Here is a 26,548-nt window from a genome sequence, read left to right on the forward strand (position 1 = left end):
AGCGGGGCCACCCTGTGCGGGACCGCAGCGTACCCGCTCTTACTAGGGTCAAGCATTCTGGCACGGTTGCGCATTCCGCTTCGAAACCCTGCCCGGTAACACACCACCTTAGAGGGAGCGGAGCGGTCCTTCGTACGTACAGCACCGGCTGCGCACCGTCATCGGCGGGGGTTCTGTGTGGACTTGGGCGGAACATGCAGGGCGAGGACGGTCACATCGTCCACTTGCTCATAACCGGCAAGCATCCGATCGACCAGGAAGTCGACGAGTCTCTCGGGGTCTCCTACCACTTCAGGTGGGGCCGACGCCGCTACGGAGACCAGCTCCTCCAGGCCGGCGTCCACCCCACGCCTACGGTTCTCCACAAGTCCATCGGAATAGAAGACCACAGTGTTGCCGGTCTCGATGGAAAAACTTGTCTGCTGCCGCTGGCTCGGCCAGCCGAGCGGGGTCCCCGGCTCGCTGGTGCTCACCCGCGGGGCCTCGTCGGGGAAGATCAGCAGGGGCGGCATGTGGCCGGCGTTGCTGAAGGCGCCCTGGCCGGTGTCGGGGTCGATGACGGCGTAGGCGACGGTGGTGAACTGCTCCTCGTCCTCGGTCGCGCTGAACAGCCGGTCCAGGCCGGCCAGCACCGCGGCGGGCCGCGGGTCGTTCAGCGCCAGGGCGCGCAGCGCGTTGCGGACGCGTCCCATTCCGGCCGCGGCGAGCACGCCCTTGCCCATCACGTCGCCGGCGGCCACCGCGAGCCGGTCGTCGGGCAGCCGGAACACGTCGTACCAGTCGCCGCCGACCTGCACGTGCCGGGTCGCCGGGTTGTACCGCGCGGCCAGCACCATGTTGGGCAGCTGCGGCAGGTCGCTCGGCAGCAGGCTGCGCTGCAGCTCCTCGGCGGTCTTGTGCTCGCGCTCGAACAGCAGCGCCCGCTCGACCGCGAGCGCGCACTGGCCGGCCAGCGCCTCCAGGAAGACCCGCTCCTCCTCGGTGATCTCGCGCGGCCGGGTGAAGGCGAAGCGCAGCGCGCCGATCGGGGCGCCCGCGGCGAGCAGCGGCAGGCCGACCCACGCGCGCTCCTCGTTGTGCCGGCTGAACAACTCGGCCTCGTCGCGGCCGAGCTGCAGCCGCAGCGCGTTCGGGTGCTCGGCCAGGAACGGGCGGCTCTCGCGGACCGCGACCGACATGACCGTCTGGTCGCTGACCTTGATGTCGCCGCGGACCGCGGCGCCGCCCTCGGGCGCGCCGCCCTCGCCGGGCTGCGCCGGGGTGACGATCGACAGCCGCAGCTTGTCGTCGTCGAGCAGCGCCACCGCGGAGAAGTCGGCGCCGATCGCCGACCGGCCGACCTCGGTGATCACCTGCACCACCTGGGCGACGGTGAGCGCCTCGGCCAGCATCGAGGTGGCCTGCTGCAGCCGCGCGGTGCGCAGCGCCGCCGCCGACAGCTGCTCGGTGAGCCGGCCGCGCATCTCCTCGGCCTCGCGCTGCCCGGTGACGTCGGTGTTGGCGCCGACCCACTCGATCACGGTGCCGCCGCGCCAGATCGGCACGGCGCGCACGTCGAAGTGCCGGTAGGTGCCGCTCTTGGTGCGGACCCGGTAGCCGGTCTCGAAGACCCGGTCCTCGCCGACGCACTCGCGCCAGATCGCCTCGATCCGGGCGCGGTCCTCGGGGTGCACCACCGCCAGCCAGCCGCCGGCGGCGTAGTCGTCGGGCGTCTGCCCGGTGATCGCGCGCCATTCGGGGGCGTCGTCGATGACCGTGCCGTCGGGCGCGGCCACCCACACCACCTGCGCGCTCGCCTCGACCAGCGAGCGGTAGCGCTGCTCCTTGCGGCGCACGACCTCCTCGGCGCGGCGCCGCTCGGTGACGTCGCGCGCGGTGAGCACGGCGCCGAGCAGGGCGCCGTCCTCGTCGCGGGCGGGCAGCCAGGCGCAGGCCAGGACGCGCTCGCCGCCCTCGCCGGGGACGGTCAGGTCGGCCTCGGCGCCGGTGGCCAGCGCCGCCTCGAACTCGGCGGCCACGGCGGCCGACAGCACCTCGGCGAGGCCGCGGCGCTGCAGGTCGGCGACGGGCACGCCGAGCAGCCGGCCGAGCGCGTCGCTGGCGCGGCGGCACCGCAGCCCGGCGTCGAAGAAGGCGAAGCCCTCCGCGGACTGCCTCATCAGCGTGGCGTACAGCGCGGCATCGGACGCGTCCATCGGCTGCCCCTCCGCCCCCGACAGCCGGGGATGAGGAACGGACGTCTCGGTGCTCATGAGCGACACCTCCGCCCCAGGGGGTCCCGTACCGCGCGGCAAGTTCTCATCACTATGGGTGATTGGGAGCAGGCTAGCGCTCCCGCCTCCATCACAACACCGGTCGAAGTCAGGTTCTCATCATCCCGATGGTTCGGCGCCGACGGAAGACCTGCGGCCATCCTTGTCACAGGGCTCCCAGGGGCGACGGCGGATTCGGACGCCGCCGCGCCCGCGCTCCCCGGAGCGCCGGAGAGGGCCGGACGGACGGCAAGTACGTGATGGTACGACGGCGGGCCGCCGTCGTGTGGGCGACTTCCCGGGTTCGCTGGTTTCCGGACACCTCCAATCCGGTCACGCTCCGACCAGATCGCCGAGCAAAAACCAGGTAAAGCCCCGCTGCACCCCCATCTCGGCCGACCGTAAATACCGGGTCACAGAGCATGCCGTTCCTCCTCGCCCCTCGGGCGGGATCGCCGGCCGACAACGTCCCGGCAAACGGCCGAGCCGACAGCGGGGCCTCCCTTCCCCGGCCATTCAAAGGCGCCGCTCCCCGTCCGGCCCGCCGCACCTCCTCGTCCTCCACCGCGACCGCACCCGCCCGTGCCCACCCCTGTGACCAGGGACGTCCCGGGGCCGCACGCGAGGCCGCCTCCGCCGCGCCCGCACGAATCTCCGCGGTCCCTCTTGTCTGTGACGGGCGTCTCACCTACTCTGAATCCGATTTTAAACGCCATTCAAAAAGAGAGGGCAGGCCTCATGCCACTCCTGGACCCGCTCCGTTCCGCCCCTCGCGGGGCCCTGGCGGCCGGCGCCGTCGCCGCCGTCCTCGCCCTCTCGGCGTGCGGCGGCGGCCAGGCGGACGGCGGCAGCCTCCAGCCGGTGCGCGGCGGCACGCTGAACGTGCTGCGGACGTACCCGTTCGAGGGCTTCGAGCTGGACAAGGAGAGCCTGAACGCGACGTACCTGTTCTCGGGGGCCGTGCTGGAACCCCTCCTGCGGGCGGACCCGGACGGGAGGTCCCTGCGGCCCGGCCTGGCCTCGTCGTGGTCGTTCGGCCACGGCAACCGGACGCTCACCCTCAAGCTCGACCCGAAGGCCGCCTTCAGCGACGGCAAGCCGGTCACCGCGGCCGACGTGGCGTTCTCGATCGCCACCTGGAAGGCCGGCCCGAACTACGGCGCGACCTACTCGGTGATCCGCTCGACGAAGACGATCGACGACCGCACGATCGCCCTGGAGCTGTCCGAGCCCGACACCTCGCTGCCGTCCTTCCTGGCCTGGGCGACCGCCGGCGTCGTGCCGAAGGACTTCGGCGGGCGCCCGGCGAAGCAGTTCTGGCAGAAGCCGGTCGGCGCCGGCCCCTACACGGTGAGCGACTGGAGCACCAACGGCAAGGTGGTGCTGACGCGCAACACGCACTACTACCGCGCCGGGCTCCCCTACACCGACCAGGTCGTCAGCACCTACGCCGGCGACCAGAACTCGATCGGGCTGCAGCTCGCGTCCGGGCAGGCCGACCTCGCCAACGAGATCTTCCCGGTGCTGGCGGCGACGCTGCCCAAGAAGCAGATCAACAGCACGCTGAACCACATGACGAGCGTGCTGCTGATGAACACCAAGGACCCCGCGCTCGCCGACGTCAAGGTGCGGCAGGCCATCGGGTACGCGATCGACTACGCCTCGGTCGTCGGCAGCTCGCTGAAGGGCTACGGGGCCGTCCCCACCGGCGCGCTGCCCACCAACGTCGCCAACTGGGCGCCGCCGAGCCGGCCGTACTTCTCCCACGACGCCGCCAAGGCCAAGGCGCTGCTGGCCGGCGCGTCCCGCAGGCCGGCGACGCTGACGATGGCCTACCCCAACGACCCGAGCACGTCGCTGATGGCCCAGATCGTCCAGCAGAACCTCAAGGACCTCGGCATCACCGTGAACCTCCAGGCGGCCGACGCCGCCGGCAACTACGCGACGGTCTCCGGCGGCAAGTACCAGCTGGCGCTGTTCGCCTACAACGCCATCTCCCCGGACGCCTCGGACCCGGTGGTGTACCTCGGCGCGACCGGCACGATGTTCACCGGCCATCCGGTCGGCGCCATCGACGCGGCGCTCGGCGACTACCGCAGGACCACCGACGCCAAGGCCAAGCAGGCCGCCATCACCAAGGTCCAGGACGCGCTGCTGGAGGAGGCGCCCTTCGTCGCGCTCGGCCAGGGCGCGCAGCTGGTGGCGCAGCGCACCGCCGTCCACGGCCTGCGGCAGACGCCGTGGGGCGGGTACGACCTCGCCACGATCTGGAAGAACAAGTGAGCCGCTACGGCTTCGTGCTGCGGCGCGGGATCAGCCTGGTCCCGCTGCTGCTCGGCATCGTCGCGCTGGTGATGCTGCTGCTCGACCTGTCCCCCGGCGACCCGGCGCGGCTGGTGGCCGGCCCGCGGGCGCCGCAGGCGCAGGTGGACCAGGTCCGGCACCGGCTGGGGCTGGACCTGCCGGTCTGGCAGCGCTACCTGCACTACGTCGGGGACGTGCTGACCGGCCACCTCGGCACCTCGTTCAAGACCGGCCGGGCGGTCGGCGCCCAGATCGCCGAGCAGCTGCCGGTGACCCTGGCGATCACCGCCTCGGGCGTCCTGCTGGCCCTGGCGATGTCGGTGCCGCTGGCGGTGCTGGCCGCGCGCCGGCCGGACCGCCTGGCCGACCACCTGGTGCGGGGCTTCGGGGTGCTCGGCATCGGGCTGCCCACGTTCTGGGTCGCGATCATGGCGATCCGGCTGGTGGCGCTGCCGACGGGCTGGTTCCCGGTGGCCGGGTTCGGCGAGGGCGCCGCGGAGCACGCCCGCGCCCTGGTGCTGCCGGCCCTGGTGGTGGCGCTCGGCATCGCCGCCCCGATGATCCGCAGCCTGCGCTCGACCATGATGGAGCTGGCCGACGCCGAGTTCGTCCGCGCCGCGCGCACCCTCGGCTTCGGCGGGTTCGGCCTGGTGCGCCGGTTCCAGCTGCGCAACGCGGTACCGCCGCTCGTCACCGTCACCGCCGCCCAGGCCGGCTACGCGCTCTTCGGCACCGTCGTGGTCGAGGTCGCGTTCGGCATGCCCGGCATGGGGCTCGGCCTGGTGACCGCCGCGGGCACCCGCGACTTCCCGCTCGTCCAGGGCTACACGCTCGTCTTCGCCGTGCTGGCCGTCCTGCTCTACCTGCTGTCCGACATCGTCACCTCGATCATCGACCCGCGCGTGAGGATCACCGCATGACCGCACCCGTCGAAGCGGCCGTCCCGGCCGGCGGCGCACCGCCGCCGCCGGGCCCCGCGCCCGCCGTCCGCGTCCGGCGCGGCGGCCGCGTCAAGCTCGCCATCGGCCTGACGGTCGTCGGCCTCTACGTCCTGGTCGCGCTGCTCGCGCCCGTCCTGCGGCCGCACGACCCGCTCGCCCAGAACGTGGCCGCCGCCCTCCAGGGGCCCTCGGGCGCCTACCCCCTCGGCACCGACGAGCTCGGCCGCGACGTGCTCAGCCGGCTGATGAGCGCCACCGGCCTGGACCTGACGGTGGCGCTGCTGGCGACCGTCCTGCCCTGCCTGCTCGGCACGGTCCTCGGCCTGCTGGCCGGGTACGCCGGCGGCTGGCTCGACGCCGTCGTGATGCGCGTCAGCGACCTGCTGCAGGCGTTCCCGACCTACATCCTGATGATCGCGCTGGTCTTCGTCCTCGGACCGGGCGTCCGGTCGCTGCTCATCGCCTTCACCGCCGTCGGCTGGGTGGTGTACGCGCGGCTGATCCGCGGCGAGGTGGCGCGCATCCGCGGCTCGGAGTACATCGTCGCCGCGGTCACCGCCGGCCTCGGCGCCACCCGGATCATGGTGCGGCACGTGCTGCCCAACACGCTCAAGCAGACGCTGGTCTACCTGACCTCGGACGTGGTGTTCGCGGTCACCGCGCTGGCGGCGTTCTCCTTCCTCGGCTTCGGCGTCCAGCAGCCCACCCCCGAGTGGGGGAGCATGACCGCGGCGGCGCAGGCGTACCTGACCGAGGTCCCGCGGCTCACGGTCCTGCCGGGGCTGGTCATCTCCGTCCTCGCCTTCGGGTTCGCCCTGCTCGGCGACGGCCTCCAGGACCGGATGGGACGGCGATGAGCGAGAACCCGCAACCGGTGCTCCGGCCCGTGCTCCGGATCGAGCACCTGCGCGTCCTGCACCGCGACGGAGGCGCGCCCCTGGTCGACGGCGTGTCGCTGGATCTCGCCCCGGGCGAGACCCTCGGCCTGGTCGGCGAGTCCGGCAGCGGCAAGAGCCTCACCCTGCGCGCGGTGCTGGGCATCCTGCCCGCCGCGCTGCGCGCCGAGGGGACGGTCGAGCGCGCGGGCGCCCGCGCCGCGATGGTCTTCCAGGAGCCGGCGATCGCGCTCAACCCCACCATGCGCGTCGGCCACCTGGTCGCGCGCACCTGGCGGCTGCACCACCCCGGCGCCACCCGCGGGCAGGCCCGGGACGAGGCGGCCGCGCTGCTGGAGCGGGTCGGCATCCCGCGCGCCCGCGCCCGGCTCGCGGCCTGGCCGCACGAGCTGTCGGGCGGCATGCGGCAGCGCGTCATGATCGCCGCCGCGCTCGCCACCGATCCCGGCGTGCTGCTCTGCGACGAGCCCACCACGGCCCTGGACGTCCGCGTCCAGGCCCAGATCCTGGACCTGCTGCGGGACCTGGTCGCGAGCCGGGACATGGCGATGGTCTTCGTGAGCCACGACCTCGCCGTCGTCGGCTCGCTGTGCGAGCGCATCGCGGTGATGCGCTCCGGGCAGATCGTGGAGGAGGGCCGGACGGCGGCGGTCCTGCGCGCCCCCGGGCACCCCTACACGCGCGAGCTGCTGGCCGCCAACCTCGCCCGCCGCCTCGCGGACGCCGCGACCAAGGGAGCACGGCCGTGACGGACCTGCTGGAGATCGACCACGTCACCGTCCGCTTCGGCGCCGCGTCCCGGCTGCGCCGCCTGCTCGGCGGGGACGGCCCGGTCGTCGCCGTCGACGACGTCAGCCTGCGCGTCCCGCGGGGCGCCGCGCTCGGCGTCGTCGGCGAGTCGGGGTCGGGCAAGTCCACCCTCATGCGCGCGGTCATGGGGCTCACCGGCGTCGACGCCGGGGAGATCCGCTTCGACGGGCGGCGGCTGGAGCGCCGCCGCGACGTCGCCACCCGCCGTGCGATGCAGATGGTCTTCCAGGACCCCGGCACCACGCTGAACCCGGCCCGCACCGTCGGCGCGGTCCTGGAGGAGCTGCTGCGGGTGCACCGCGTCGTCCCCGGCGAGCGGGTCGCGCGGCGGGTCGAGGAACTCCTCGACCTGGTGCACCTGCCGGCGTCCCTGCGCGACGCCCGGCCGCACCGGCTGTCGGGCGGCCAGAAGCAGCGCGTGGCGATCGCCCGCGCCCTCGCGCTCGAGCCGCGGCTGCTCATCGCCGACGAGGCGACCAGCGCGCTGGACGTGGCCGTCCAGGCCTCGGTGCTGGACCTGCTCGCCGAGCTGCGGGAGACGACGGGGATCACCCTGGTCTGCATCACCCACGATCTGGACCTGGTGCGGTACCTGTGCGACAGCGCCGTGGTCATGCGATCGGGCAGAGTCGTGGAGGCGGCGCCGGTGGACGAGCTGTTCGCCGCGCCGCGCACCGACTACACCCGCGAGCTGATCGCGGCCGTGCCGACGCTGACGACCGGAAACGAGGACCAGGCTTGACGAACCGACGACAGGTGCGCAAGGCCGACATCGCCCAGGCCGCCATCGGCCCGCTGAGCGCCCAGGGGCTGCGCAACGTCACGCTCGCCGACCTCGGCGCCAGCCTGAAGATGACCGGCGCCCACCTCCTCTACTACTTCGAGAGCAAGAACGACCTGTTCATGGCCTCGCTGCGGATGGTGGAGCAGGACCTGCGCGCGCGTGCCCACGCCGCGTTCGAGGGCATGCCGTCGGCGCGCGAGCGGTGGAACTGGCTGCTGGACACCGGCGCCCCGTCGGGCCTGGACGACAGCGGCCTGCTGATGTGGCTGGAGGCGTGGGCCGAGGCGGTCCACGACAAGGACTTCCACGACCTGATCACCGAGCTGGAGCAGGACTGGCAGGGGCTGCTGCGCGAGACGCTGGCCTACGCCGTCCAGCGCGGCGAGCTCCCCGCCACCGTCGACGCCGACCGGGTGGCCGAGGGCGTCTCGGCGCTGCTGGACGGCCTCACCATCCGCGTCGTCGTCGGCTACCGGCCCCTGGACCACGACGCCGCGATGCGGATCGTCGACGACTTCACCAGCCCGCTCCTGCCCTGGCAGGACCCCACCGATCATGAGGCGGACGCTTGACCACCCCCGAACCGGCCGGCTGGACGATGCCGGCCGAGACCGGCCCGCACGAGCGGACCTGGATGGCCTGGCCGTCCACCGGCTACACCCTCGGCGAGACCGCCGCGGCGGCCGAGGAGGCCCGGGCGGCCTGGGCCGCGGTCGCCAACGCGGTCGCCGAGCACGAGCCGCTGCACATGCTGGTGCCGCCGCACGAGCTGGCGGCCGCGCGCCGCCGCCTCGCCGGCGGGATCGTCCTGCACGAGACGCCGCTCGACGACGCCTGGTACCGCGACACCGGCCCCACCTTCGTCGTCGGCCCGGCCGGGCTCGGCGCGGTCGACTGGGTCTTCAACGGCTGGGGCCGCCAGGAGTGGGCCAGCTGGGAGCACGACGCGGTGGCCGGCGACGTCGCCATCGAGGTCAGCGGCGCGCACCGCATCGACTCCCCCCTGGTCAACGAGGGCGGCGGCATCCACACCGATGGGGCCGGGACCTTCCTGGTCACCGAGTCGGTCCAGCTCGACCCGCTGCGCAACCCCGGCTGGACCCGGCGGCAGGTGGAGGACGAGCTCGCCCGCACCGTGGGCGCGCGCGCCGTCATCTGGCTGCGCCGCGGCCTGACCCGCGACTCCGAGCGCTTCGGCACCAAGGGGCACGTGGACATCGTGGCGGCCTTCACCGCGCCCGGGCGGGTCCTGGTGCACGACCAGCGCGACCCCGCCCACCCCGACGCCCGGATCAGCCGCGAGGTGATGGAGACGCTCGGCGCGGCCCGCGACGCCCGGGGCAAGCCCCTGGAGATCACCGCGCTGCCCGCGCCCGCCGTCCTGCGCGACGCCGAGGGGTGGGTCGACTACAGCTACGTCAACCACTACGTCCTGAACGGCGCCGTGGTCGCGTGCGCCTTCGACGACCCCGCCGACGACGAGGCCCGGGCGATCCTGGCCGACGCCTACCCCGGGCGCGCCGTCGTGACGGTCGACGCCCGGCCGCTGTTCGCCCGCGGCGGCGGCGTCCACTGCATCACCCAGCAGCAGCCCGCCCTTCCCGCGAGGAACGACGCATGAGACTCCTGACCGCCCCCGAACTGCCCTCCCCCGCCCGCGTCGCGCCCGGCGACCGGCCGGGCCTCACGGTTGGAGCGATCCAAACGCGCTGGCACGAGGACCCGGCCGAGCACGCCGGCGTCCTCGCCGACGGCGTCGCCACCGCCGCCGGCGCCGGCGCGCAGGTGGTGTTCCTCCCCGAGCTCACGCTGTCGCGCTACCCCGCCGACACCAAGCCCGGCGGCGAGGCCCGCCTCCTCGCCGAGCCGCTGGAGGGCGGCCCCACCCACCGCTTCGCCGCCGAGGCCGCGACCGCCTCCGGCGTGTACGTGCACGCCTCCCTCTACGAGCGCGCCGACTCCGCCGGCGACGAACTGGGGTTCAACACCGCCATCCTCGTGGCGCCCGGCGGGCGGCTGGTCGCCCGCACCCGCAAGCTGCACATCCCGGTGACCGCCGGCTACTACGAGGACCACTACTTCCGTCCCGGCCCCGCCGACGACCCCTACCCGGTCGTCGAGCTGGACCTGCCCGGCGCGCCCCGCATCGGCATGCCGACCTGCTGGGACGAGTGGTTCCCCGAGGTCGCGCGGGCCTACTCGCTCGCCGGCGCGGAGCTGCTGGCCTACCCCACCGCGATCGGCTCCGAGCCCGACCATCCCGGCTTCGACACCGAGCCGCTGTGGCGCCAGGTGATCGTCGGCAACGGCATCGCCAACGGCCAGTTCATGGTCGTGCCGAACCGCTGGGGCGGCGAGGGCCTGATCACCTTCTACGGCTCGTCGTTCATCAGCGACCCCTACGGCCGGGTGCTCGTCCAGGCGCCCCGCGAGGGCGACGCCGCCCTGGTCGCCACGCTCGACCTGGCGCAGCGCGCCGACTGGCTCGCGCTCTTCCCGTTCCTGCAGACCCGCCGCCCCGACACCTACGGCGCACTCGCCGACCACCCGTGAGGAACCCGATGAGCACCCTGTACACCGCCCGCCGCATCCACACGATGGACCCCGGCGTCCCGCAGGCGACCGGCGTCCTGGTCGACGACGGCCGGATCCTGGCCGTCGGCGACGCCGCCGACCTGCGCGCCGGCGCGGCGCGGGTCGTCGACTTCGGCGACGCCGTGCTGACCCCCGGCCTCGTCGACGGCCACGCCCACCCGGTCTCGGGCACGATCCGGACCATCGGCGTGGACCTGAGCGACGCCCTCGACCTGGACGCCGTGCGGGCCGCGCTCGCGGCCGCGCGCGCGGACCTGGCCCCCGGGCGATGGCTGCTCGGCTGGGGCCTCAACCCCGTGGTGTTCGGCGGGGCGGCCCCGACCGCGGCGGCGCTCGGACCGGCCCTGGAGGGCGTGCCGGCCCTCGTCGACCTCTACGACGCGCACTCGGCCGTCGTCTCCCCCGAGGCGCTGCGGATCGCCGGCATCGACGGGCCCCGCGCCTTCGCCTCCAGCGCGGAGATCGTCTGCGACGCGGACGGCGTCCCCACCGGCTACCTCCTGGAGGCCGAGGCGCTCCAGATCATCGACGAGGTCCTGCCGGAGCCGGGTGCGGACGAGCTCGTCCCGCTCCTGGAGCGGACGCTGCGGGACATGGCGGCGGCGGGCCTCACCGGCCTGCACGCCATGGACTTCCTCGACCCCGCGCACGAGCTGGTCACCCGGCTGGAGGCCGCGGGCGAGCTGCCGCTGCGGATCGGCTTCAACCCCTGGGTCATGCCGGACGACCCCGGCCCGGAGACGGTCCTGGCGCGCCAGGGCCTCAAGGGGCGGCGCTGGCGCGTCGAGGGGGTCAAGCTCTTCGTCGACGGCACCATCGACGGCGGCACCGCCTGGCTGGAGCGCCCCGACGTCCACGGCCAGGGCCTGGAGCCGCTGTGGCGCGACTTCGACCGCTTCCGCGAGACCGTCACCACCCTGCACCGGGCCGGGGTGAACGTCGCCGTCCACGCGATCGGCGACCGCGCCGTCCGCGAGGTGCTCACGATCTTCGGCGACCTGCGCGACCGGTTCGGCCCGCTCGCCCGGCACCGCATCGAGCACGTGGAGACCGTCCCCGACGAGGTGGTGCGGGCGTTCGGCGACCGGGCCGCCGCCGCCAGCATGCAGCCGCTGCACTGCACCTGCTTCAACAACCCCGACCGGAGCGACTCCTGGTCGCGGCGGCTCGGCGACGGGCGGGTCGACGACGGCTTCCGCTGGAGCGACGTCCGCGCCGCGGGCGGCGTGCTGGCGCTCGGCTCCGACTGGCCGATCGCGCCGTTCGACCCCCGCTGGACGATGGCCGACGCGCGGCTGCGCCGCCGCTTCGACCGGCCGGACGCCGAGCCGATGCAGAAGGAGCAGGCCCTCACCGCGCTCCAGGCGCTGGAGGGCTACACCACCCACGCCGCGCTCGCCGCTGGCGAGGAGGACCACCGCGGCCGGGTCGCCGCCGGCCACGACGCCGACTTCACCGTGTTCGCCGGCGACCCGCTCACCACCGCGCCCGAGGAGCTCGGCACGCTCCCGGTCGTCGCGACCGTGGTGGCCGGGACCCCCGTCCACGGGGGCTGAGCCGAAGGGCCGGTTCCCGCGCGGGGGGCCGGCCCTTCACCTCACGGCCCCGCTCAGCGGGCGGGGGCACGGCCCCGCTCAGCGGGCGGGGGGCTGGTGCCGGGCGGGAAGCGCGTTCTGCTCGGACTTCTCCCATTCGTCGACGTTGCGGAGCAGGGCCTCCAGGTAGGACCGCAGGTGGGTGCGGTAGACGTCGCTGTAGGTGCGCAGGTAGGCGATCTCCCGTTCCGCCGCCAGGCGGTCGCCGCCGTCCGGCTGCGCGGGCACGGGCGCGGCCGGCTGCGGGTGCGACAGCGCGGACTGCCGCGCCGCCTCCTCCGCCAGGCGGTCCGCCCGCTGGTGGGCCTCCTCCATCATCAGCTCCGCCCGCCCGCGCGCGTCCGAGAGGATCGCCTCACGGTGCAGGCGGGCCTCGTGGGCCAGCTCGCGGGTGTAGCGCTCGGCGTCCGCCACGTACAGGTCGGCGGTCTGCTGGGCCTGGGACAGTATCCGCACGGCCTGGAAGTGCGCCTCCTCGGGAGGCATCCCGCCGCGCGCGCCGCCGGCCGAGAGCCGCTCGCGCAGGCTCTGCACCTCCTCGGCCAGCGCCGCCTTCTCGTTGCCGAGCCGCACCAGCTCGGCCTCGACCCGGTCGAGGAAGGCGTGCACCTCGTCCTCGTCCAGCCCGCGGCGGCCCCGTCCGGCCCGGGCGAAGTTCGTCCCGCGCACCTCGCCGGGGGTGAGCCGGTCCGGCCGCGCGACCAGGAAGCCGCCGGGCGCCGCCGGCCCGGGAACGGACATCTCCTGGGCCGGCGGCACGCCGGCCGGCAGGTGCCCCCGCGGCGAGGCGGACTCGTTCAGGGGCGGATAGGGCATCGCGCCGTCAGGGACGTCGGAGGGGTACAAGGGTTCACCTCTGTGTGTCAACGAAGGTCTCCTGCCGGATGCGGGCTCGGTCCACGCCCAGCCGCACGAGCTCGTCCACGGTGTTGGCGACCATGGCCGCCGGGCCGCAGACGTAGGCGTCGTGCCCGGCCCACGAGCCCCGCCGGGCGAGGACGGCGGGCAGCGCCCCGTACTCGATGTCGGAGTCCTCCGGTGGCGGGTTGGCCGAGGCCACCCGGGCGAGGGAGCCGTCCAGGCTCGGCCGCACGTCGATGAAGCCCGGCCGCGGCGGCGCCTCGTCCGACACCGCCGGCACCACGGTGAGCCACGGCAGCTCGGCCGCCAGCTTGCGCAGGTCCTCCAGGTCGTAGAGCGCGTCCCGGGTGCGGGCCCCGAAGAACAGCTGCACGGCGGGGGGCCGTGCGGCCCGCTGGGCGATCTGTTCCAGGATCGCCTTGATCGGTGCGAGGCCGGTGCTCCCGGCGACGAGCAGGACGTCCCGCGGCGACGACTCGTCCAGCACCAGCGTGCCGATCGGGGCGCCGAGCCGCATCCGGTCGCCGGGCTGCAGCGTGCGCACCATCACGGAGCTGACCGCGCCGCCGTCGACGAGCCGGACGTGGAAGTCCAGGGTGTTGTCGGGGCGCGGCGCGTTCGCCATGGAGTAGAAGCGCCACTGCCGCAGCCGCGCCGGCACCTCCACCGCGACGGACTGCCCCGGCAGGTACGGCAGCGGCCGGTCCGGTTCGACCCGCAGGACCGCCAGGTCGAAGCGGCGGCGCTCCACCGCGACGACGCGCGCCTCCCACCAGGGCGGGCTGGTGCGCGAGTCGTCGTCCGCGGCCTCCTGCATGACCTGGGCGACGAGCCCGTACGCGGCACCCCAGTCGGCCTCCAGCTCCGGCGTCCAGGCGGACCCGGAGAAGTACCTCAACGTCCTGATCAGGCTCGCGCCGACGTGCGGGTAGTGCTCGGCGAGGATCCCGAACTTGCGGTGATCACGTCCGAGCTGCTGCAGGAACGGCACGAGTTCGGGCAGGTCGTCCACGCGAGAGACGATCAGCCCGAGCGCGCGAAGCAGCTTGTCCCGCTGGCCCGCCATCCCGATGGGGAACATGTCCCGCAGCTGCGGGTTGCCGACGAAAAGGTCGCTGTAGAAGAACAAGGCGACCGCGTCACCCTGTTCGGCCACGCGTGCGAAGTTCTCCTTCAGCCGCTGTGCGTCCACACGACCTCCTGGTGGTAGTGGTCATGGAAGAAGAAGGGATCCGCGAGGGCGAACCTTGGGGAGCGGACGCCCGGCGGATATGGGGTCACGCCTGCGAAGCGGCGGCTTCCGCTGCGGCCTCCGACATGATCTGGGCGGCGAGCCCGTAGGCGGCGGCCCAGTCCTCCTCCAGTTCCTTGCTCCACTCCGGGCCGCTGAAGTAGGCGAGCGTGGCCAGCAGGCTCGCCCCTACCAGCGGAAAGTGCTCCTCCTTGACGCCATAACCGTTGTGCTGGCGTCCCAGGTCCTGCAGGAACGGGACGAGCGTCTCGGTGTCGTCGAGCAGGGAGACGATGTGCGACAGGGCGGCGAGGAGCTTCTCCTGCTGCTTCTCCATGCTCGCGGGGAACATCGTGCGCAGCGCCGGCTCGCGCTCGAAGAGGTCGGCGTAGAAGTACGCGGCGACGTCCTCCCCCTTCCCACCGACCAGTGCGAAGTTCTTTTTGAGCCGCTGGGGGTCCATGCGCGCACCTATCCGGCCGTCACCATCTGTGCTGGTCACAATACTCAGCGCGGGGGCAGAGGAACGGCCGCCCACATGACTAGTAGATGAGTGGATCATGCGCAAGCGCTTCGGTGAGCACGCGTTTGTCAAATCATGAGTGCCGCTTATACAGACAGCGGCTAATGAAACTTATTCACGTTCTCCGGAAGTGTTACAGGAACCGGGCATGAGCTTTCTCACACGGTTTCCCCCGCCGCCGGCGCAGAAGTCCGCCCGCGAAAGAGCAGGTGGCCGCCTACCGCGACACCGAATACCGGTATTGCGGCGCCGCACCGAATATGCACCGGCTTCCGGTGCGCATTCGCCGTAGGCGCCGGCCTCCTCTACCCGGCCTTGGCCGCCGCCTTCATCTGCTGCTTGTAGGCGCGGACCAGCCCGAGGGACTCGTCGTCGACGATGTCGGCGACCGAGCGGTGGGAGCCTTCCTCGCCGTAGGCGCCGGCGGCCTCCCGCCAGCCGGCGGGCCGCACGCCCAGCCCCTTGCCGAGGAGGGCGACGAAGATCTTCGCCTTCTGGTCGCCGAAGCCCGGCAGTTCCGCGACGCGCCGGTACAGCTCCCGCCCGGAGGCGGCGTCGCGCCAGACGGCTTCGGCGTCACCGTCGTACCGCTCGACCAGGGCACGGCACAGGGACTGCACCCGGGCGGCCATCGACTTGGGGAAGCGGTGCAGGGCGGGCTTCTCCCCGAACAGCTTGATGAGGGTCTCGGGGTCGTAGTCCGCGATCGCTTCGGCGTCGAGGTCGCTCCCGAGCCGCCGCTCAAGCTCGGCAGGGGCGGCGAAGGCCCGTTCGAGAGGGATCTGCTGGTCGAGCAGCATCGCGATCAGCAGGGCCAGCGGGCTCCGGTTCAGCAGTGCGTTGGCGCCGGCGTCGATCGGCAGCGAGATCGGCATCGTCCCTCATTCCTCTGATCACGCTGCCCCTCGTCCCCCTCTGGACCGCAGCGCTCCACCACCGTAGCGGGCACGGCGGCCCCTTCCCCAGACCTCGCCTCGCGGCCGGTCCGTCCGCAAGGGCCGCTGGGCGAGGGGCATGTCAGGCGCAGGGCGGCGGGGGACCCGGAGGCGTGCGGGGTCGCCTCCGGGCGGCGTGGTGTCAGTCGGTCTGCTTGGGATAGGTGCCCTTGCCCTTCAGGTGGACGCCGTCGGAGCCCTCGAAGACGCTGAACTCGATCATGTAGACGCCGCGGTCCAGCGGCACCTTCTCGGTGATCATGTTCGGCTTCCCGCCCTTTTTGGGAACGCAGGTGTAGACCTTGCTGTAGACCTCCTGCGGCGGGCTGGCGATGGTCCGGAAGTTGTAGACGGCGAAGCGGTACTCCTCGCCGGCGATGCCGAGGCACTGCCAGACGAAGACGTCGGTCCCGGCGTTCTGCGGGAACCTCTTGGAACGCCATCCCACGCCGATGGTGACGTCGAACGGCCTGGTGACGTCCTCCCTGCGGTCGGCCGCGGCGGCGGGGACGGCCGTGCCGGCGGTGGCCGCCACGACGATCGACATGGCCAGGGCCCGCACTTTGCGCATGCACTCTTCCTTTCACTGGATTCTCTTTTTCTGTTTGATTGTATGATCAGGGAATGGAGCCGTCATTAAAGAACGGGTAGGTCTTCGGGCGGGCCGGCGGCGGTGACCGAGTTCCAGATATGGAAATAGCGGGATTTATTTGTTCTCGTTCCGGGCGGCGTCGGCCGGATGTGACGAAGTGCTTACGGGCGGGGCCCGGGCATGGCGGCCGGGGGCGGGACGGTGCTCCACTGGAGGGGTGGAACTCAAGGAGGGGACGCCGGTCGGGCGGCGGGTCGTGCTCGGGATGATCGGGCTCGGCGCCGGCGGGATCGCGGTCGGCGCGTCCCTGCAGACAGGGGTGAACCGGGCGCTCGCGCCCGTGCGGGGGCTCGGGGACGTGCTCCCGGCGGCGGGCGGGTTCCGGTACTACTCGGTCGTCGGCAGCGTGCGCGAGCGGACGGCCGACGAGTACCGGCTGGCGGTGTCGGGGATGGTGGGCAGGACGAGGGCGTTCACCATCCCCGAGCTCGGCGCGCTCAAGCAGACGCAGGTCACCCGCGACTTCCAGTGCGTGACGGGGTGGCGGGTGCCGGGGGTGGCGTGGGCGGGGGTCGCGCTGCCCGACCTGCTGGACGCCGTCGGGGCCTCGCCGGAGGCGACGGCGGTGCGGTTCCGCTCGTTCGACGGCGTCTACAGCGAGTCGCTGACCATGGAGCAGGCGCGGCGGCCGGACGTGCTGATCGCCACGCGGATGCTCGGCGGGCCCGTCACCCACGACCACGGGGGGCCGGTGCGGCTCTTCGTGGCGCCGATGTACGGGTACAAGTCGCTGAAGTGGCTCGGCGCCATCGAGGTGACAGACAAGGTGGTCTCGGGCTACTGGGAGCGGCGCGGCTATGACGTCGATGCATGGGTCGGGCGGTCGAACGGACGCGACGATGAGCCCACGTGATCTCCTGCTCCGGTTCGGGCGGGCCGAGCGGGCCGTCCACCACGTGACGGCGCTGCTGATGCTGGTCTGCCTGGTGACCGCGGCCCTGCTGTACCTGCCGTCGCTGGCGACGGTGGTGGGCCGCCGGGACCTGGTCAAGACGGTGCACGTGTGGTGCGGGTACGCGCTGCCGGTGCCGATCCTGCTCGGGCTGGCCTCCCGGGCGTTCCGGGCCGACCTCGGCCGGCTCGACCGGTTCACCGCGGCCGACCGGGCGTGGCTGCGCCGCCGCGACCGGCGGGCGGTGCTGGACGGGCGCGGGATCGTCCCGGTCGGCAAGTTCAACGCCGGGCAGAAGCTGAACGCCGCCTTCACCGGCGGCGCGATCGCGGTGATGCTCGGCACCGGCCTGATGCTCGCCTTCCCGGGCCCCTTCCCCGACCGGTGGCGGACGGGCGCGACCTTCGTGCACGACTGGCTGTTCCTGGTGATCGCGGTGGTGACGGCGGGCCATCTGTGGGAGGCGCTGCGCGACCGGGGCGCGCTGGCCGGGGCCCTCACCGGCCGGGTGGACCGCCGGTGGGCCGCGCGGCACCATCCGGCCTGGCTGGACGAGGTGGCGCCGCCGGCCTCGGACGGCCCCGGGAAGGAACCGGCCGATCCGGGTGCGTGCAAGCCTTGACTCTGGGGATAAAAGCGTTGGAATGAGACATCGAGGCGAGGTTCGGCCGTTCGCCCTCACCCGGGCGGACGACCCGGCCCCGGCTCACCGGCGTTCTCCCCGTCCGCCGGACCTTTCGGGCGCGAAAGGTGTCCCAGATGCCCGCACTGACCGATCACCGCCGGCAGGCCCGCGACGACCTCGCGCGGCGGCTGGCCGATGAGTTCCTGTCCTTTCCCTCCGACACCGTGGACCGCTGCGTCGCCGACGTGCTGGCCTGCGTGACCCATCTCGGCATCGACGCCACCCCGGCGCTGGTGGAGCGGATGGCGCGCGAGCACCTGGTCGGCATGGTCAAGTCCGAGCCGCCGTCCGGGCGCGTCCCGGGCGCGTGGAGCGGCCCGCCGCCGCGGCGCGGGGCGGGGGTGGACGGCTGAGCGGACCCGGCCCATTTCGACCGCCGCCCGCGTCCGGGACGATCCGGGCCGCCGAATCTGCGAAGCTATGAGGCGTGAGTCCGCGCAGCCAACGCCGCCCGCCCGGGGACCCGGCACCGGAGGGGCGGCCCCCCGGCGAGATCTCGGCGATCTTCGACGGGATGCTGCAGCACGCCCGCGAGCTGCTGGCGGTGCGCAGCCCGCTGGACGCCGAACTGATCGTCAGCGAGATCCTGGGGTCCTGGTGGGGCCGGCGGGCCGAGGGCGGCGACGTCGAGCGGGTCATCGGCGAGGAACTGGTCGAGCACGCCGCGCGGGCCGCCACCCCGGCCGCGCTCGCCCTGCTGACCGGCATCTGCTACCTCGGCACCCCGGGGCAGGCGGTGCGCGCCGAACGGGCCGTGCTGGAGCTGATGGACAAGGGCGTGCCCCGGCCCGCCTGGGCCGACCGGGTCGGGACGATCGCGCACGAGGGCTGCTACGTCTCGCGCGACGTCTACGGCGACCAGGACTCGATCGTGTGCGTCTACTCCTACGGCGGCGCCGAGCGGCACGCGCTGGTGGTGCTGGTGGACCGCACCAAGGCGACGGTGCTGCCGGTCCCGGCCGGCGGCCGCCCGCCCGCCGGCGGCCTGGTCCGCGACGCCTGGGTGTCGTCCAAGGTCGACCGGCTGCTGGAGCACTCCCGGCACGAGGGCCGCACCAACCCGCTGATGCGCTTCGAGGAGCTCGACCCGCGCGACACCCGCGCCATGCTGCAGCGGGCGCTGGAGTTCACCAACGAGACCCCCGACCCGCCGGTCAACGACACCTTCGGCTCCTACCACGCCTTCCTGCGCGCCCGGCTGCGCGCGCTGCCGCCCGGCGGGCACGTCCCGCAGCCGCCGGTGTACGGCCGCGACCGGCGCGCCAAGATCGCCATCCAGTTCCTGGCGTCCGACGAGGCCGAGGACCTGTCGGACCGGTCCGCGGCCGGCCGCTGCGTCGACCGGATCATCGACTACGGCTGCACGCACGACTTCGGGCGGCCGCTGCGGGTCAGCCCGGTCAAGGCCGAGATGTTCCTGCTGGACTGGCTGCCGCGCAAGGTGCTGCTGTCGCCGAGCGAGCAGGAGGCGGTGCCGCACGTATTGGCGTCCTGGGTGCGCTGGGCGGGGCGGCGCACCGGGCTGCCCGAGGAGGGCGTCCGGGCGACGCTGGACGCGGTGTGGGACGCCACCGCCAAGTTCGCGAGCGCCTACCGCGACCCGTCGGCGTTCGGGCTGGACCGCGACCTGGTCGACCGGCTGCTGCCCGACGGCGATCTGGAGGCCCTGCCGCGCCGGGCGTTCGCGCTGCCGTTCCTGTCGGGGCGGCACCGGCTGTCGGGCCGGCACGGCTGGATCGACCTGGCCACCCTGGACCCGGCCGACCCCGCCGACCGGCGGGTCGTCCTGGAGTTCGAGCACCCCGGCGCCGACCCGGCGCACCTGGACGCGCACGAGCGGCTCACCCTGCGGCTGTGGGACGGCGACCCGCCGCAGCTGTGGGAGACCGCGCAGGCGCTGCTGGACGTGGGCTTCGAGCGGCACGACATCCTGCACCGGCTGATCGCCCTGCTGGACCGCTGCGGCGACGACCCGCGGGCGCTGCGCGAGGCGCTGCGTGTGCTGCGTCACGAAGCGCCACCGGAGTGACGCCCGGTTTGCCAGAAGGCGTCCGGGACGACAATCATCAGGATCTCGGGCATGGGTCCCGCGGGACCCAAGGGGGCCGTCCCCGGTCATAGGGAGTGATCTTGTTGGAGTGGTCCGAGTTCGCTCGGCGGCTGGGGCGGGAGCTGGCGGGTCTCGGCCCCGACACCATCCTGATCGTGCGCGAACGCGACGAGAGCCGGCACTACGTGCAGGCCATGCGCGAGCCGGACCGGCTCTACGCCGAGGCCGTCAGCAACAACTTCCTGGACGGCCCGCTGCTGCTCACCCTCGCCGACGAGGAGGTCATGAGCGAGGCCGGCTGGCAGCCGCCCGCCGACCCCGCGCCGCGCAACTGGTGGACCGAGCTGCCCGCGGCGGCCGGGCCCGCCGACTTCGCCCGGCTGGCCGAGGTGATGGTCACCGCGCTGCGCGACGTGCAGGGCGTGCGCCGCCCCTCGGACCTGGTGTACGAGTCGTTCCACCGGCACGGCACCGGGCTGATCGAGCTGCTGGACTTCGGCATCGAGGTCGCGGACCCGGCCCGGGTCGACGAGCGCCGCGGCTCGGGCGCGCCCGCCGCGCCCGCCTGGCCGGCCGCCCGCCCCGAGCCGGTCTACGGCGCCCCGGTGCCGCCCGCCAACGGCGTGCCGTTCCCTGGCCCGCCCGGCCCCGGCGAGCCCGCGCCCGGTCCCGGCGCGGGCCTGCCCGGCGCGGGCCCGCCCGTGCCCTCCTCGCCCATCCCCGCCTCGCCTCTCCCGCCGCCGCCCGCGCCCCCCGGCCCCGCACCGGCGGCCGGCGGGGAGCTGGAGGCGCGCCTCGCCGCCGCCCGCCAGCGCGGCGACCACGCCACCTACTTCGAGCTGCTGCTCACCGCCGACCTGGTGCTGCCCGCGGTCTCCGACGCCGACGGGTCCGGCCTGCCGATCATCCAGATCGGCGCGGGCACCTACGTGACGGTGTTCACCTCCCAGGAGGCGATGGGCGACGGCCCGTCCTACCCGACCTCGTTCCCGCTGATCGCGGGCGGCTGGCCGGATCCGGCCTGGCAGCTGGCGATCAACCCGGGGCTGCCCAGCGAGATCCACCTGGACACCGCCGCGGTCGCCCGGCTGGCCGCCCAGCAGCTCGCCGCCGAGGACGCCGCCGCCGGCCCGGCCGCCGCGCCGCCCGCGCCCGGCGTCACGCTGCGCCCGCCGCACGGCACCCGCCTGTGGCGCGCGGCGGCCGACGGCGGCGAGGACGTCCCGGTCGCGGTGTACGACGCGATCGGCGCCGCCTGGACCCCCGTCCGCACCGAGGCGCTGCCCACCTCCCGGACCGACTGACCCCGCCGAACGGCTACCGTCGGGTAAGGCATCAAGGACCAGGGGACGCGAGGTTGGGCTCGAAGTGGACTGGGAAGACTTCGCCGGGCGGCTGACCCGTGAGCTGACACGGCTCACCGACGGCGCGTTCCTGATCGTGCAGGGGCCGAGCGGCCTGCCGTACGTGCAGGCCATGCGGGCGGGCGAGTCGTTCGACGCCGAGGCGGTGGGCAGCGCGTTCCTGCCGCGGCCGCTGTCGGCGCGCCAGGAGCGGCGGCTGGCGGCGCTCGGCTGGCAGGAGCCCGACGGCCGCGACATGCGCAACTGGACGTTCCGCTTCGAGCTGCCGGGCCGGCGCCGCGACTTCCAGTACACCGCCGGGCGGATGGTCGCGGCGTTCCGCGACGTCTACGGCGTCCGCTCGCCGCTGGAGCTGGTCTACCAGGCCGGCCGCAGCGGCCCGGGCGGCGGCGGCCTGGCGCTGCCCGGCCTCGGCATCCCGATGGCCATCCCCGAGGCGGAGGGCGAGGCGCCGCCCGCCGCGCCGGCCGGGCCGGACCCGGGCGCCGACCTGGAGGGGGCGCTCGGCGCCGCCCGCGAGCGCGGCGACCAGCGGGCCTACCTGGAGCTGCTCGGCCGGGCCACGCTGTTCCTGCCCGACGCCGGCGGCCTGGACGCCAACGGCGTGCAGCAGTACGCGACGGCGCGGTTCGGCGACGGCACGTTCGTGCTGGCCTTCACCTCGCCCGAGGCGATGCGGCACTCGCTGCGCGGCCAGGCCGCCCGGCACCGCGCCGTCGCGCCCGCCGAGCTGGCGCGGGTCTGGCCGCACCCGGAGTGGCAGCTGGCGATCAACCCGGGGCTGCCGAGCGCCGCCTATCTGGAGGCGCACACCCTTCTTCCCGCCGGGCAGAGCCCACCGGCCCGCCCGCCCGCGCCGCCCTCTCCCCCGCCCGCGCCGCAGGCGCCTCCGCCCACGCCGCAAGCGCCCACGCCCACGCCCGCGCCGCAGGCGCCTCCGCCCGCGCCGAAGGCTCCTCCGTCCGCACCGCCGTCGCCGCCGCCCGTGCCGCAGGCCCGGCCGCGGACCAGGCCGAAGCCGCCGCCCACCGACTTCGTCGTCATGCAGAAGGTGCTGCGGCCCGAGCACGTCCAGCACTACCTGAAGGGCGGCTACGACCGCGTCGCCGGGTACGTGCACCGCCTCGTCGACGTCCAGGACCTGACCACCCCGGCCAAGCTGGTCCGGGGCCTCGGCCTGGTGTACGAGGGCGCGCCGTTCGACGCCGCCGACGAGACCGTGCACGTGGTCCGCTGGCCCGCGGTGAAGCCGGCGCTGTTCCGCACCCCGCTCGGCGGCATCGACGAGTGGAGCATGAGCATCATCCCGGGCGGCTGGGTGATCGAGAAGGCGCCGTTCCCGGGCTCGGGGTACGCGCCGGGCGAGGGCGCCGCGATCCCCGAATTCAAGATCAACACTCAGCGGCTGCCGCACGGCGCCGAGATCCACCGCGTCTGCCGCGACGGCACGGTGGCGCTGGTGGCGGTCTACGACGCCGACCGGGGCGCCTGGCGGCCGCCGGCACCGGGGGGACGGGGATGAGCATCAGGCACGGCTACTACGCGCGCTGGCAGGGCGCCGAGTACGAGGCGAGCCCCGACGGCGCCCGCGTCCGCCTCTACCGGGCCCGTCCCGCCGAGGGGTTCGCCCAGGTCACCGAGACCCGCCATGTCCGGGTGGTGCCCGCCGCCGAGGTCGAGTCGCTGGTGTACGTCACCACGTTCTGCCAGTGGCGCGGCGAGCCGTTCGCCGTCCTCGCCGAGCACGAGGGCTGGCTGCGGGTGGAGTACACCGGCGGCAAGGCGCCGGTCGCCGAGCGGCTCGGCCTGGAGCCGTTCGACCGCGGCGTCTACCAGGCGTGGGCGCCGCGCGGCGAGGTGGGCGACATCCGCGAGGAGGCCGTCTAGATGCCGCCGGTGATCGACGTCAACGCCGACCTCGGCGAGGGGTTCGGCCGCTGGGACCTCGGCGACGACGACGCGCTGCTGGAGGTGGTCACCAGCGCCAACGTGGCCTGCGGCTTCCACGCCGGCGACCCGCTGATCATGCGGCGGGTGTGCGCGGGCGCGGTCGCGCGCGGCGTCACGATCGGCGCGCAGGTCTCCTACCGGGACCTGGCCGGTTTCGGCCGCCGCGAGATGGACGTGGCGCCCGCCGAGCTGACCGCCGAGGTGCTGTACCAGATCGCCGCGCTGGACGGCGTCGCGCGGGCCGAGGGCGGCCGCGTCGCCTACGTCAAACCGCACGGGGCGCTCTACAACCGCATCGTGCGCGATCCGGTGCAGGCCGCCGCCGTCGCGGACGCCGTCCGCGCCTACGACCCGGCGCTGCCGCTGCTGACGCTGCCCGGATCGGCCGTGCACGAGGCCGCCGGCGGCCTGACCGTCGTCGCCGAGTGCTTCGCCGACCGCGCCTACACCCCTGCCGGTGCCCTGGTGTCGCGCCGCGAGCCGGGCGCGGTGATCCACGACCGGGACGCCGTGGTCGCGCGCGCCGTCCGGATGGCCGCCGAGGGCACCGTGGAGGCCGTCGACGGCAGCGTGGTCGACATCCCCGCGCGGTCCCTCTGCGTGCACGGCGACACCTCCGGCGCGGTCGGGCTGGCCCGCGCGGTGCGGGCCGCGCTCGCCGAGGCCGGGGTGCGGGTGGAGCCGTTCGCATGAGGATCCGCCGCGCGGGCGACCGGGGGCTGCTGGTGGAGACCGGCGACCCGCACCGGCTGCACGCCGCGGTCCGCGCCGCGGGCCTACCGGGCGTTCTCGACGTCGTGCCCGGCGAGCGGACCGTCCTGATCACCACGGCCGGCGATCCCGGCCGGCTCGCCGAGCGCCTGCCGGGCCTGCCGCTGCCGGAGCAGGCCGCGGGGGACGCGCCGCCGGTGCAGATCCCGGTCGTCTACGACGGCGCCGACCTCGCCGAGGTCGCCGAGCTGACCGGGCTGTCGCCGGAGGAGGTCGTGGCCCGGCACACCGCCGCCGAGTACACCGTCGCCTACCTGGGCTTCTCCCCCGGCTTCGGCTACCTCACGGGCCTGCCGGCTGAGCTGCGCGTGCCGCGCCGCGACTCGCCGCGCACGGCGGTGCCGGCGGGGGCGGTGGCGATCGCCGGGCCGTACGCGGCGGTCTACCCCGCGCCCTCGCCCGGCGGCTGGCGGCTGCTCGGCCGCACCGACCTGGCGCTGTGGGACGTGACCCGCGATCCGCCGTCGCTGCTGCGGCCCGGCGCCCGGGTCCGGTTCGTCGCGGACGCCTCATGATCGAGGTGGTGCGGCCGGGGCCGCTGGCGACCGTCCAGGACCTCGGCCGGGCGGGCCTGGCGCACCTCGGCGTGCCAGGGTCGGGCGCCGCCGACGCCCGTGCGCTGCGCCTGGCCAACCGCCTGGTCGGCAACGCCGAGGCCTGCGCGGGCGTGGAGTTCACCTTCGGCGGCGCCGCTCTGCGCTTCCATTCCCCGGCTTGGATCGCCGTCACCGGCGCGCCGCTGCCGGTGCGTGTGGACGGCCGCGCCCACGGCATGAACGCCCCCTGCCATGTCCCTGCCGGAGCCGTGCTGGAACTCGGCATACCGTCTCAGGGGTTGCGCAGCTATCTGGCGGTGCGGGGCGGCCTGGCCGTGGAACCCGTCCTCGGCAGCCGCTCCACCGACCTGCTGTCGGGCCTCGGGCCCGCGCCCCTCTCCCCCGGCGACCGCCTGCCCATCGGGCCCGCCCGGGGCCTGGCCGACATCACGGTCGACGTCGCCCCGACCCCCGGCTTTCCCGACGAGCCCGTTCTGCACGTCCTACCCGGCCCCCGCGACGACTGGTTCACCCCGGACGCCCTGGAAACGCTCACCTCCGCCCCCTACGAGGCCAGCTCGGAGAGCAACCGGGTGGGCGTCCGGCTCCAGGGGTCCGCCCTCGCCCGCGCGCGCGACGGCGAGCTGAGCAGCGAGGGCATGGTCACCGGCGCGCTGCAGGTGCCGCCGAACGGCCTGCCGATCCTCTTCCTGGCCGACCACCCGACCACCGGCGGCTACCCGGTGATCGCGGTGGTGGCGTCCGCCGACCTCCCCCTCGCCGCCCAGCTGCGCCCCGGTCAGACCGTGCGGTTCAGGTGCGCTGGAGGAGCGGGCGCAGGCGGTCGATCTCCTCGCTGAGGGCGGCGACCGGGACGTCCTCGAAGGTCGTGACGGCGATGTCGTCGTCCTTGGCCTCCCAGACGCCCGCGACGCGCCCCTGGTGGAGCACGACCGGGGAGATCCACCCGGCCGCGCGGCTGACCGCCGGCCGGTGCTCGGCCGGGATCAGGTAGGTGGCCGCGGTGCCCGCGCCGAGCACGTACTGGTCGAACGCGCCGAGCAGCCGCACCGAGGCGTCCGGCGCGGTGGCCAGGAGTTCGTCGCGGTGCTCGGCGAGGACGTGCATCGGCTCGCCCTCGACCTCGACGGTGGCCAGCTCGTCCGCGACCGCCGCGAACCAGGCCTTGACGTCCTTCTTCCTGCTCGTCTTGCGCATCAGCCAGTTGTCGAACATCTCGGGCGTGGCGGGGCCGTGCGCGCCGAGGAACGCGCGGATCACCGTGCGGGCCGCGTCCTCCACCGGCGGCGGGGCCGTCCAGCCCGGCAGCCACGCGGCGGGCGAGGTGAAGGTGACGCGGGTGCCCTGCGCCGGGCCGTAGCAGAGCACGCCCCACCAGGCGAGCGGCTTCAGCAGCACGCCCCAGCCGGAGCCGAGCAGCTCGGCCAGGTGCGCCGAGCCGGTCTCCTCGATGATCGCGGCGGCCAGCTCCTCGCGGGTGAGGGGCGTCCCGGGGGCGAGCGCGGTGGCGGCCGCCGCCGCGATGGCCTCCAGGTCGGCGGGGGTCGCGCCGAAGGTCTTCTGCCAGCTCGCCTTCTCCCAGTTGCGGATCGTCGCGCACAGCGCGAGGTAGGCCGCGGCCTCGCCGGCCGGGAGCAGGTGCAGGGTGCCGCGCATCGCCCAGGTCTTGACCAGCGCCCGCTCCTCCAGCGCCCGCGCGGCGCCGCCCGGGGCGGCCTGGCGGAGCGCGACGGCCAGCTCGGCGGCCGAGGCGACCTGCGCCTGCACCCCGGCGAGCCGCCGGACGATCTCGACCGGGCCGCCGCCCGGGGTGGTGAGGTACTGCCGTCCCATCCGCCAGGCCAGCACCTGGGGCCATGTCACCGAACTCATGATCAGATCCCACCACAGCGGCGGGCAT

General features: G+C 74.3%; 26 protein-coding genes. 19 read left to right on the plus strand and 7 right to left on the minus strand.

Features of this window, described 5'->3' with window-relative positions; all coding sequences use genetic code 11:
- Window positions 1-158 precede the first annotated feature (158 nt).
- On the minus strand, window positions 159-2,252 hold the full coding sequence (locus ACRB68_RS32100) for a SpoIIE family protein phosphatase (RefSeq protein ID WP_153539044.1): 2,094 nt from the start codon (window positions 2,250-2,252) through the stop codon (window positions 159-161).
- Between the two features lie 738 nt (window positions 2,253-2,990).
- Here ACRB68_RS32100 and ACRB68_RS32105 point away from each other — a divergent pair.
- The 9 genes from ACRB68_RS32105 to ACRB68_RS32145 are packed head-to-tail and all read left to right on the plus strand — an operon-like array spanning window position 2,991 to window position 12,138.
- On the plus strand, window positions 2,991-4,535 hold the full coding sequence (locus ACRB68_RS32105; RefSeq protein WP_153539046.1) for an ABC transporter substrate-binding protein: 1,545 nt from the start codon (window positions 2,991-2,993) through the stop codon (window positions 4,533-4,535).
- The gene (locus tag ACRB68_RS32110; RefSeq protein ID WP_153539048.1) at window positions 4,532-5,476 is read left to right on the plus strand and encodes an ABC transporter permease; all 945 of its coding nucleotides are present in this window, start codon (window positions 4,532-4,534) and stop codon (window positions 5,474-5,476) included. Before ACRB68_RS32105 ends, ACRB68_RS32110 begins: the two co-directional genes overlap by 4 nt.
- The gene (locus tag ACRB68_RS32115; protein WP_153539050.1) at window positions 5,473-6,354 is read left to right on the plus strand and encodes an ABC transporter permease; all 882 of its coding nucleotides are present in this window, start codon (window positions 5,473-5,475) and stop codon (window positions 6,352-6,354) included. Before ACRB68_RS32110 ends, ACRB68_RS32115 begins: the two co-directional genes overlap by 4 nt.
- On the plus strand, window positions 6,351-7,142 hold the full coding sequence (locus ACRB68_RS32120) for an ABC transporter ATP-binding protein (protein ID WP_153539052.1): 792 nt from the start codon (window positions 6,351-6,353) through the stop codon (window positions 7,140-7,142). The genes ACRB68_RS32115 and ACRB68_RS32120 overlap by 4 nt, the downstream gene beginning before the upstream one ends.
- Window positions 7,139-7,945 (plus strand): ABC transporter ATP-binding protein, encoded by an 807-nt coding sequence (locus ACRB68_RS32125; RefSeq protein ID WP_328595049.1) that lies wholly within the window; start codon window positions 7,139-7,141, stop codon window positions 7,943-7,945. The genes ACRB68_RS32120 and ACRB68_RS32125 overlap by 4 nt, the downstream gene beginning before the upstream one ends.
- On the plus strand, window positions 7,942-8,559 hold the full coding sequence (locus tag ACRB68_RS32130; protein ID WP_153539054.1) for a TetR/AcrR family transcriptional regulator: 618 nt from the start codon (window positions 7,942-7,944) through the stop codon (window positions 8,557-8,559). The genes ACRB68_RS32125 and ACRB68_RS32130 overlap by 4 nt, the downstream gene beginning before the upstream one ends.
- Entirely contained in the window at window positions 8,556-9,608 is a 1,053-nt protein-coding gene (locus ACRB68_RS32135; RefSeq protein WP_235960442.1) for an agmatine deiminase family protein, read from the plus strand. Before ACRB68_RS32130 ends, ACRB68_RS32135 begins: the two co-directional genes overlap by 4 nt.
- Window positions 9,605-10,540, plus strand: coding sequence for a nitrilase-related carbon-nitrogen hydrolase (locus ACRB68_RS32140; RefSeq protein WP_153539056.1), 936 nt, complete (start codon window positions 9,605-9,607; stop codon window positions 10,538-10,540). The genes ACRB68_RS32135 and ACRB68_RS32140 overlap by 4 nt, the downstream gene beginning before the upstream one ends.
- An 8-nt stretch (window positions 10,541-10,548) precedes the next feature.
- Window positions 10,549-12,138: an amidohydrolase gene (locus ACRB68_RS32145; protein WP_153539057.1), complete on the plus strand. Its 1,590-nt coding sequence runs from the start codon at window positions 10,549-10,551 to the stop codon at window positions 12,136-12,138.
- Between the two features lie 78 nt (window positions 12,139-12,216).
- Here the strand turns inward: ACRB68_RS32145 and ACRB68_RS32150 are convergent, their stop codons facing one another.
- The 5 genes from ACRB68_RS32150 to ACRB68_RS32170 all read right to left on the minus strand — a co-directional run bounded on the left by ACRB68_RS32150 (window position 12,217) and on the right by ACRB68_RS32170 (window position 16,298).
- Window positions 12,217-13,023: a DivIVA domain-containing protein gene (locus ACRB68_RS32150; protein ID WP_153539059.1), complete on the minus strand. Its 807-nt coding sequence runs from the start codon at window positions 13,021-13,023 to the stop codon at window positions 12,217-12,219.
- Between the two features lie 4 nt (window positions 13,024-13,027).
- On the minus strand, window positions 13,028-14,230 hold the full coding sequence (locus ACRB68_RS32155; RefSeq protein WP_207709885.1) for a globin domain-containing protein: 1,203 nt from the start codon (window positions 14,228-14,230) through the stop codon (window positions 13,028-13,030).
- Between the two features lie 85 nt (window positions 14,231-14,315).
- Window positions 14,316-14,732 carry a globin domain-containing protein gene (locus ACRB68_RS32160; protein ID WP_194293532.1) on the minus strand — a complete coding sequence of 139 codons (417 nt, stop codon included), beginning with the start codon at window positions 14,730-14,732 and terminating at the stop codon, window positions 14,316-14,318.
- Window positions 14,733-15,097: 365 nt separating this feature from the next.
- Window positions 15,098-15,667 carry an HhH-GPD-type base excision DNA repair protein gene (locus ACRB68_RS32165; protein WP_153539063.1) on the minus strand — a complete coding sequence of 190 codons (570 nt, stop codon included), beginning with the start codon at window positions 15,665-15,667 and terminating at the stop codon, window positions 15,098-15,100.
- Window positions 15,668-15,869: 202 nt separating this feature from the next.
- A complete protein-coding gene (locus ACRB68_RS32170; RefSeq protein ID WP_153539065.1) occupies window positions 15,870-16,298 on the minus strand; it encodes a hypothetical protein in 429 nt (142 codons plus the stop codon).
- Between the two features lie 238 nt (window positions 16,299-16,536).
- Here ACRB68_RS32170 and ACRB68_RS32175 point away from each other — a divergent pair, with 238 nt between their 5' ends.
- The 10 genes from ACRB68_RS32175 (at window position 16,537) to ACRB68_RS32220 (ending at window position 25,487) form a co-directional block, all read left to right on the plus strand.
- Window positions 16,537-17,232: a molybdopterin-dependent oxidoreductase gene (locus ACRB68_RS32175; RefSeq protein ID WP_207709886.1), complete on the plus strand. Its 696-nt coding sequence runs from the start codon at window positions 16,537-16,539 to the stop codon at window positions 17,230-17,232.
- On the plus strand, window positions 17,219-17,893 hold the full coding sequence (locus tag ACRB68_RS32180; RefSeq protein ID WP_207709887.1) for a cytochrome b/b6 domain-containing protein: 675 nt from the start codon (window positions 17,219-17,221) through the stop codon (window positions 17,891-17,893). Before ACRB68_RS32175 ends, ACRB68_RS32180 begins: the two co-directional genes overlap by 14 nt.
- 137 nt (window positions 17,894-18,030) lie before the next feature.
- The gene (locus ACRB68_RS32185; protein ID WP_153539069.1) at window positions 18,031-18,309 is read left to right on the plus strand and encodes a hypothetical protein; all 279 of its coding nucleotides are present in this window, start codon (window positions 18,031-18,033) and stop codon (window positions 18,307-18,309) included.
- 74 nt (window positions 18,310-18,383) lie between these two features.
- A complete protein-coding gene (locus ACRB68_RS32190; protein WP_407924317.1) occupies window positions 18,384-19,985 on the plus strand; it encodes a hypothetical protein in 1,602 nt (533 codons plus the stop codon).
- A 101-nt stretch (window positions 19,986-20,086) separates the two neighbouring features.
- Entirely contained in the window at window positions 20,087-21,310 is a 1,224-nt protein-coding gene (locus tag ACRB68_RS42225; RefSeq protein WP_268890501.1) for a TY-Chap domain-containing protein, read from the plus strand.
- A gap of 64 nt (window positions 21,311-21,374) precedes the next feature.
- Window positions 21,375-22,892 (plus strand): SseB family protein, encoded by a 1,518-nt coding sequence (locus ACRB68_RS32200; protein WP_153539071.1) that lies wholly within the window; start codon window positions 21,375-21,377, stop codon window positions 22,890-22,892.
- Window positions 22,889-23,257 (plus strand): hypothetical protein, encoded by a 369-nt coding sequence (locus ACRB68_RS32205; RefSeq protein ID WP_153539073.1) that lies wholly within the window; start codon window positions 22,889-22,891, stop codon window positions 23,255-23,257. The genes ACRB68_RS32200 and ACRB68_RS32205 overlap by 4 nt, the downstream gene beginning before the upstream one ends.
- Window positions 23,258-24,013 carry a LamB/YcsF family protein gene (locus tag ACRB68_RS32210; RefSeq protein WP_153539075.1) on the plus strand — a complete coding sequence of 252 codons (756 nt, stop codon included), beginning with the start codon at window positions 23,258-23,260 and terminating at the stop codon, window positions 24,011-24,013.
- Window positions 24,010-24,606: a 5-oxoprolinase subunit PxpB gene (gene pxpB, locus ACRB68_RS32215; RefSeq protein ID WP_153539077.1), complete on the plus strand. Its 597-nt coding sequence runs from the start codon at window positions 24,010-24,012 to the stop codon at window positions 24,604-24,606. The genes ACRB68_RS32210 and pxpB overlap by 4 nt, the downstream gene beginning before the upstream one ends.
- Window positions 24,603-25,487 (plus strand): 5-oxoprolinase subunit C family protein, encoded by an 885-nt coding sequence (locus ACRB68_RS32220; RefSeq protein ID WP_153539079.1) that lies wholly within the window; start codon window positions 24,603-24,605, stop codon window positions 25,485-25,487. Before pxpB ends, ACRB68_RS32220 begins: the two co-directional genes overlap by 4 nt.
- On the opposite strand, the gene ACRB68_RS32225 is transcribed toward ACRB68_RS32220, so the two are convergent.
- Entirely contained in the window at window positions 25,441-26,520 is a 1,080-nt protein-coding gene (locus tag ACRB68_RS32225) for a winged helix DNA-binding domain-containing protein (RefSeq protein WP_153539081.1), read from the minus strand. The genes ACRB68_RS32220 and ACRB68_RS32225 overlap by 47 nt on opposite strands.
- Window positions 26,521-26,548: the final 28 nt, after the last annotated feature.

Origin of the sequence: Actinomadura macrotermitis (assembly GCF_009604375.1) — a bacterium.
Classification (GTDB): Bacteria; Actinomycetota; Actinomycetes; order Streptosporangiales; family Streptosporangiaceae; genus Spirillospora; species Spirillospora macrotermitis.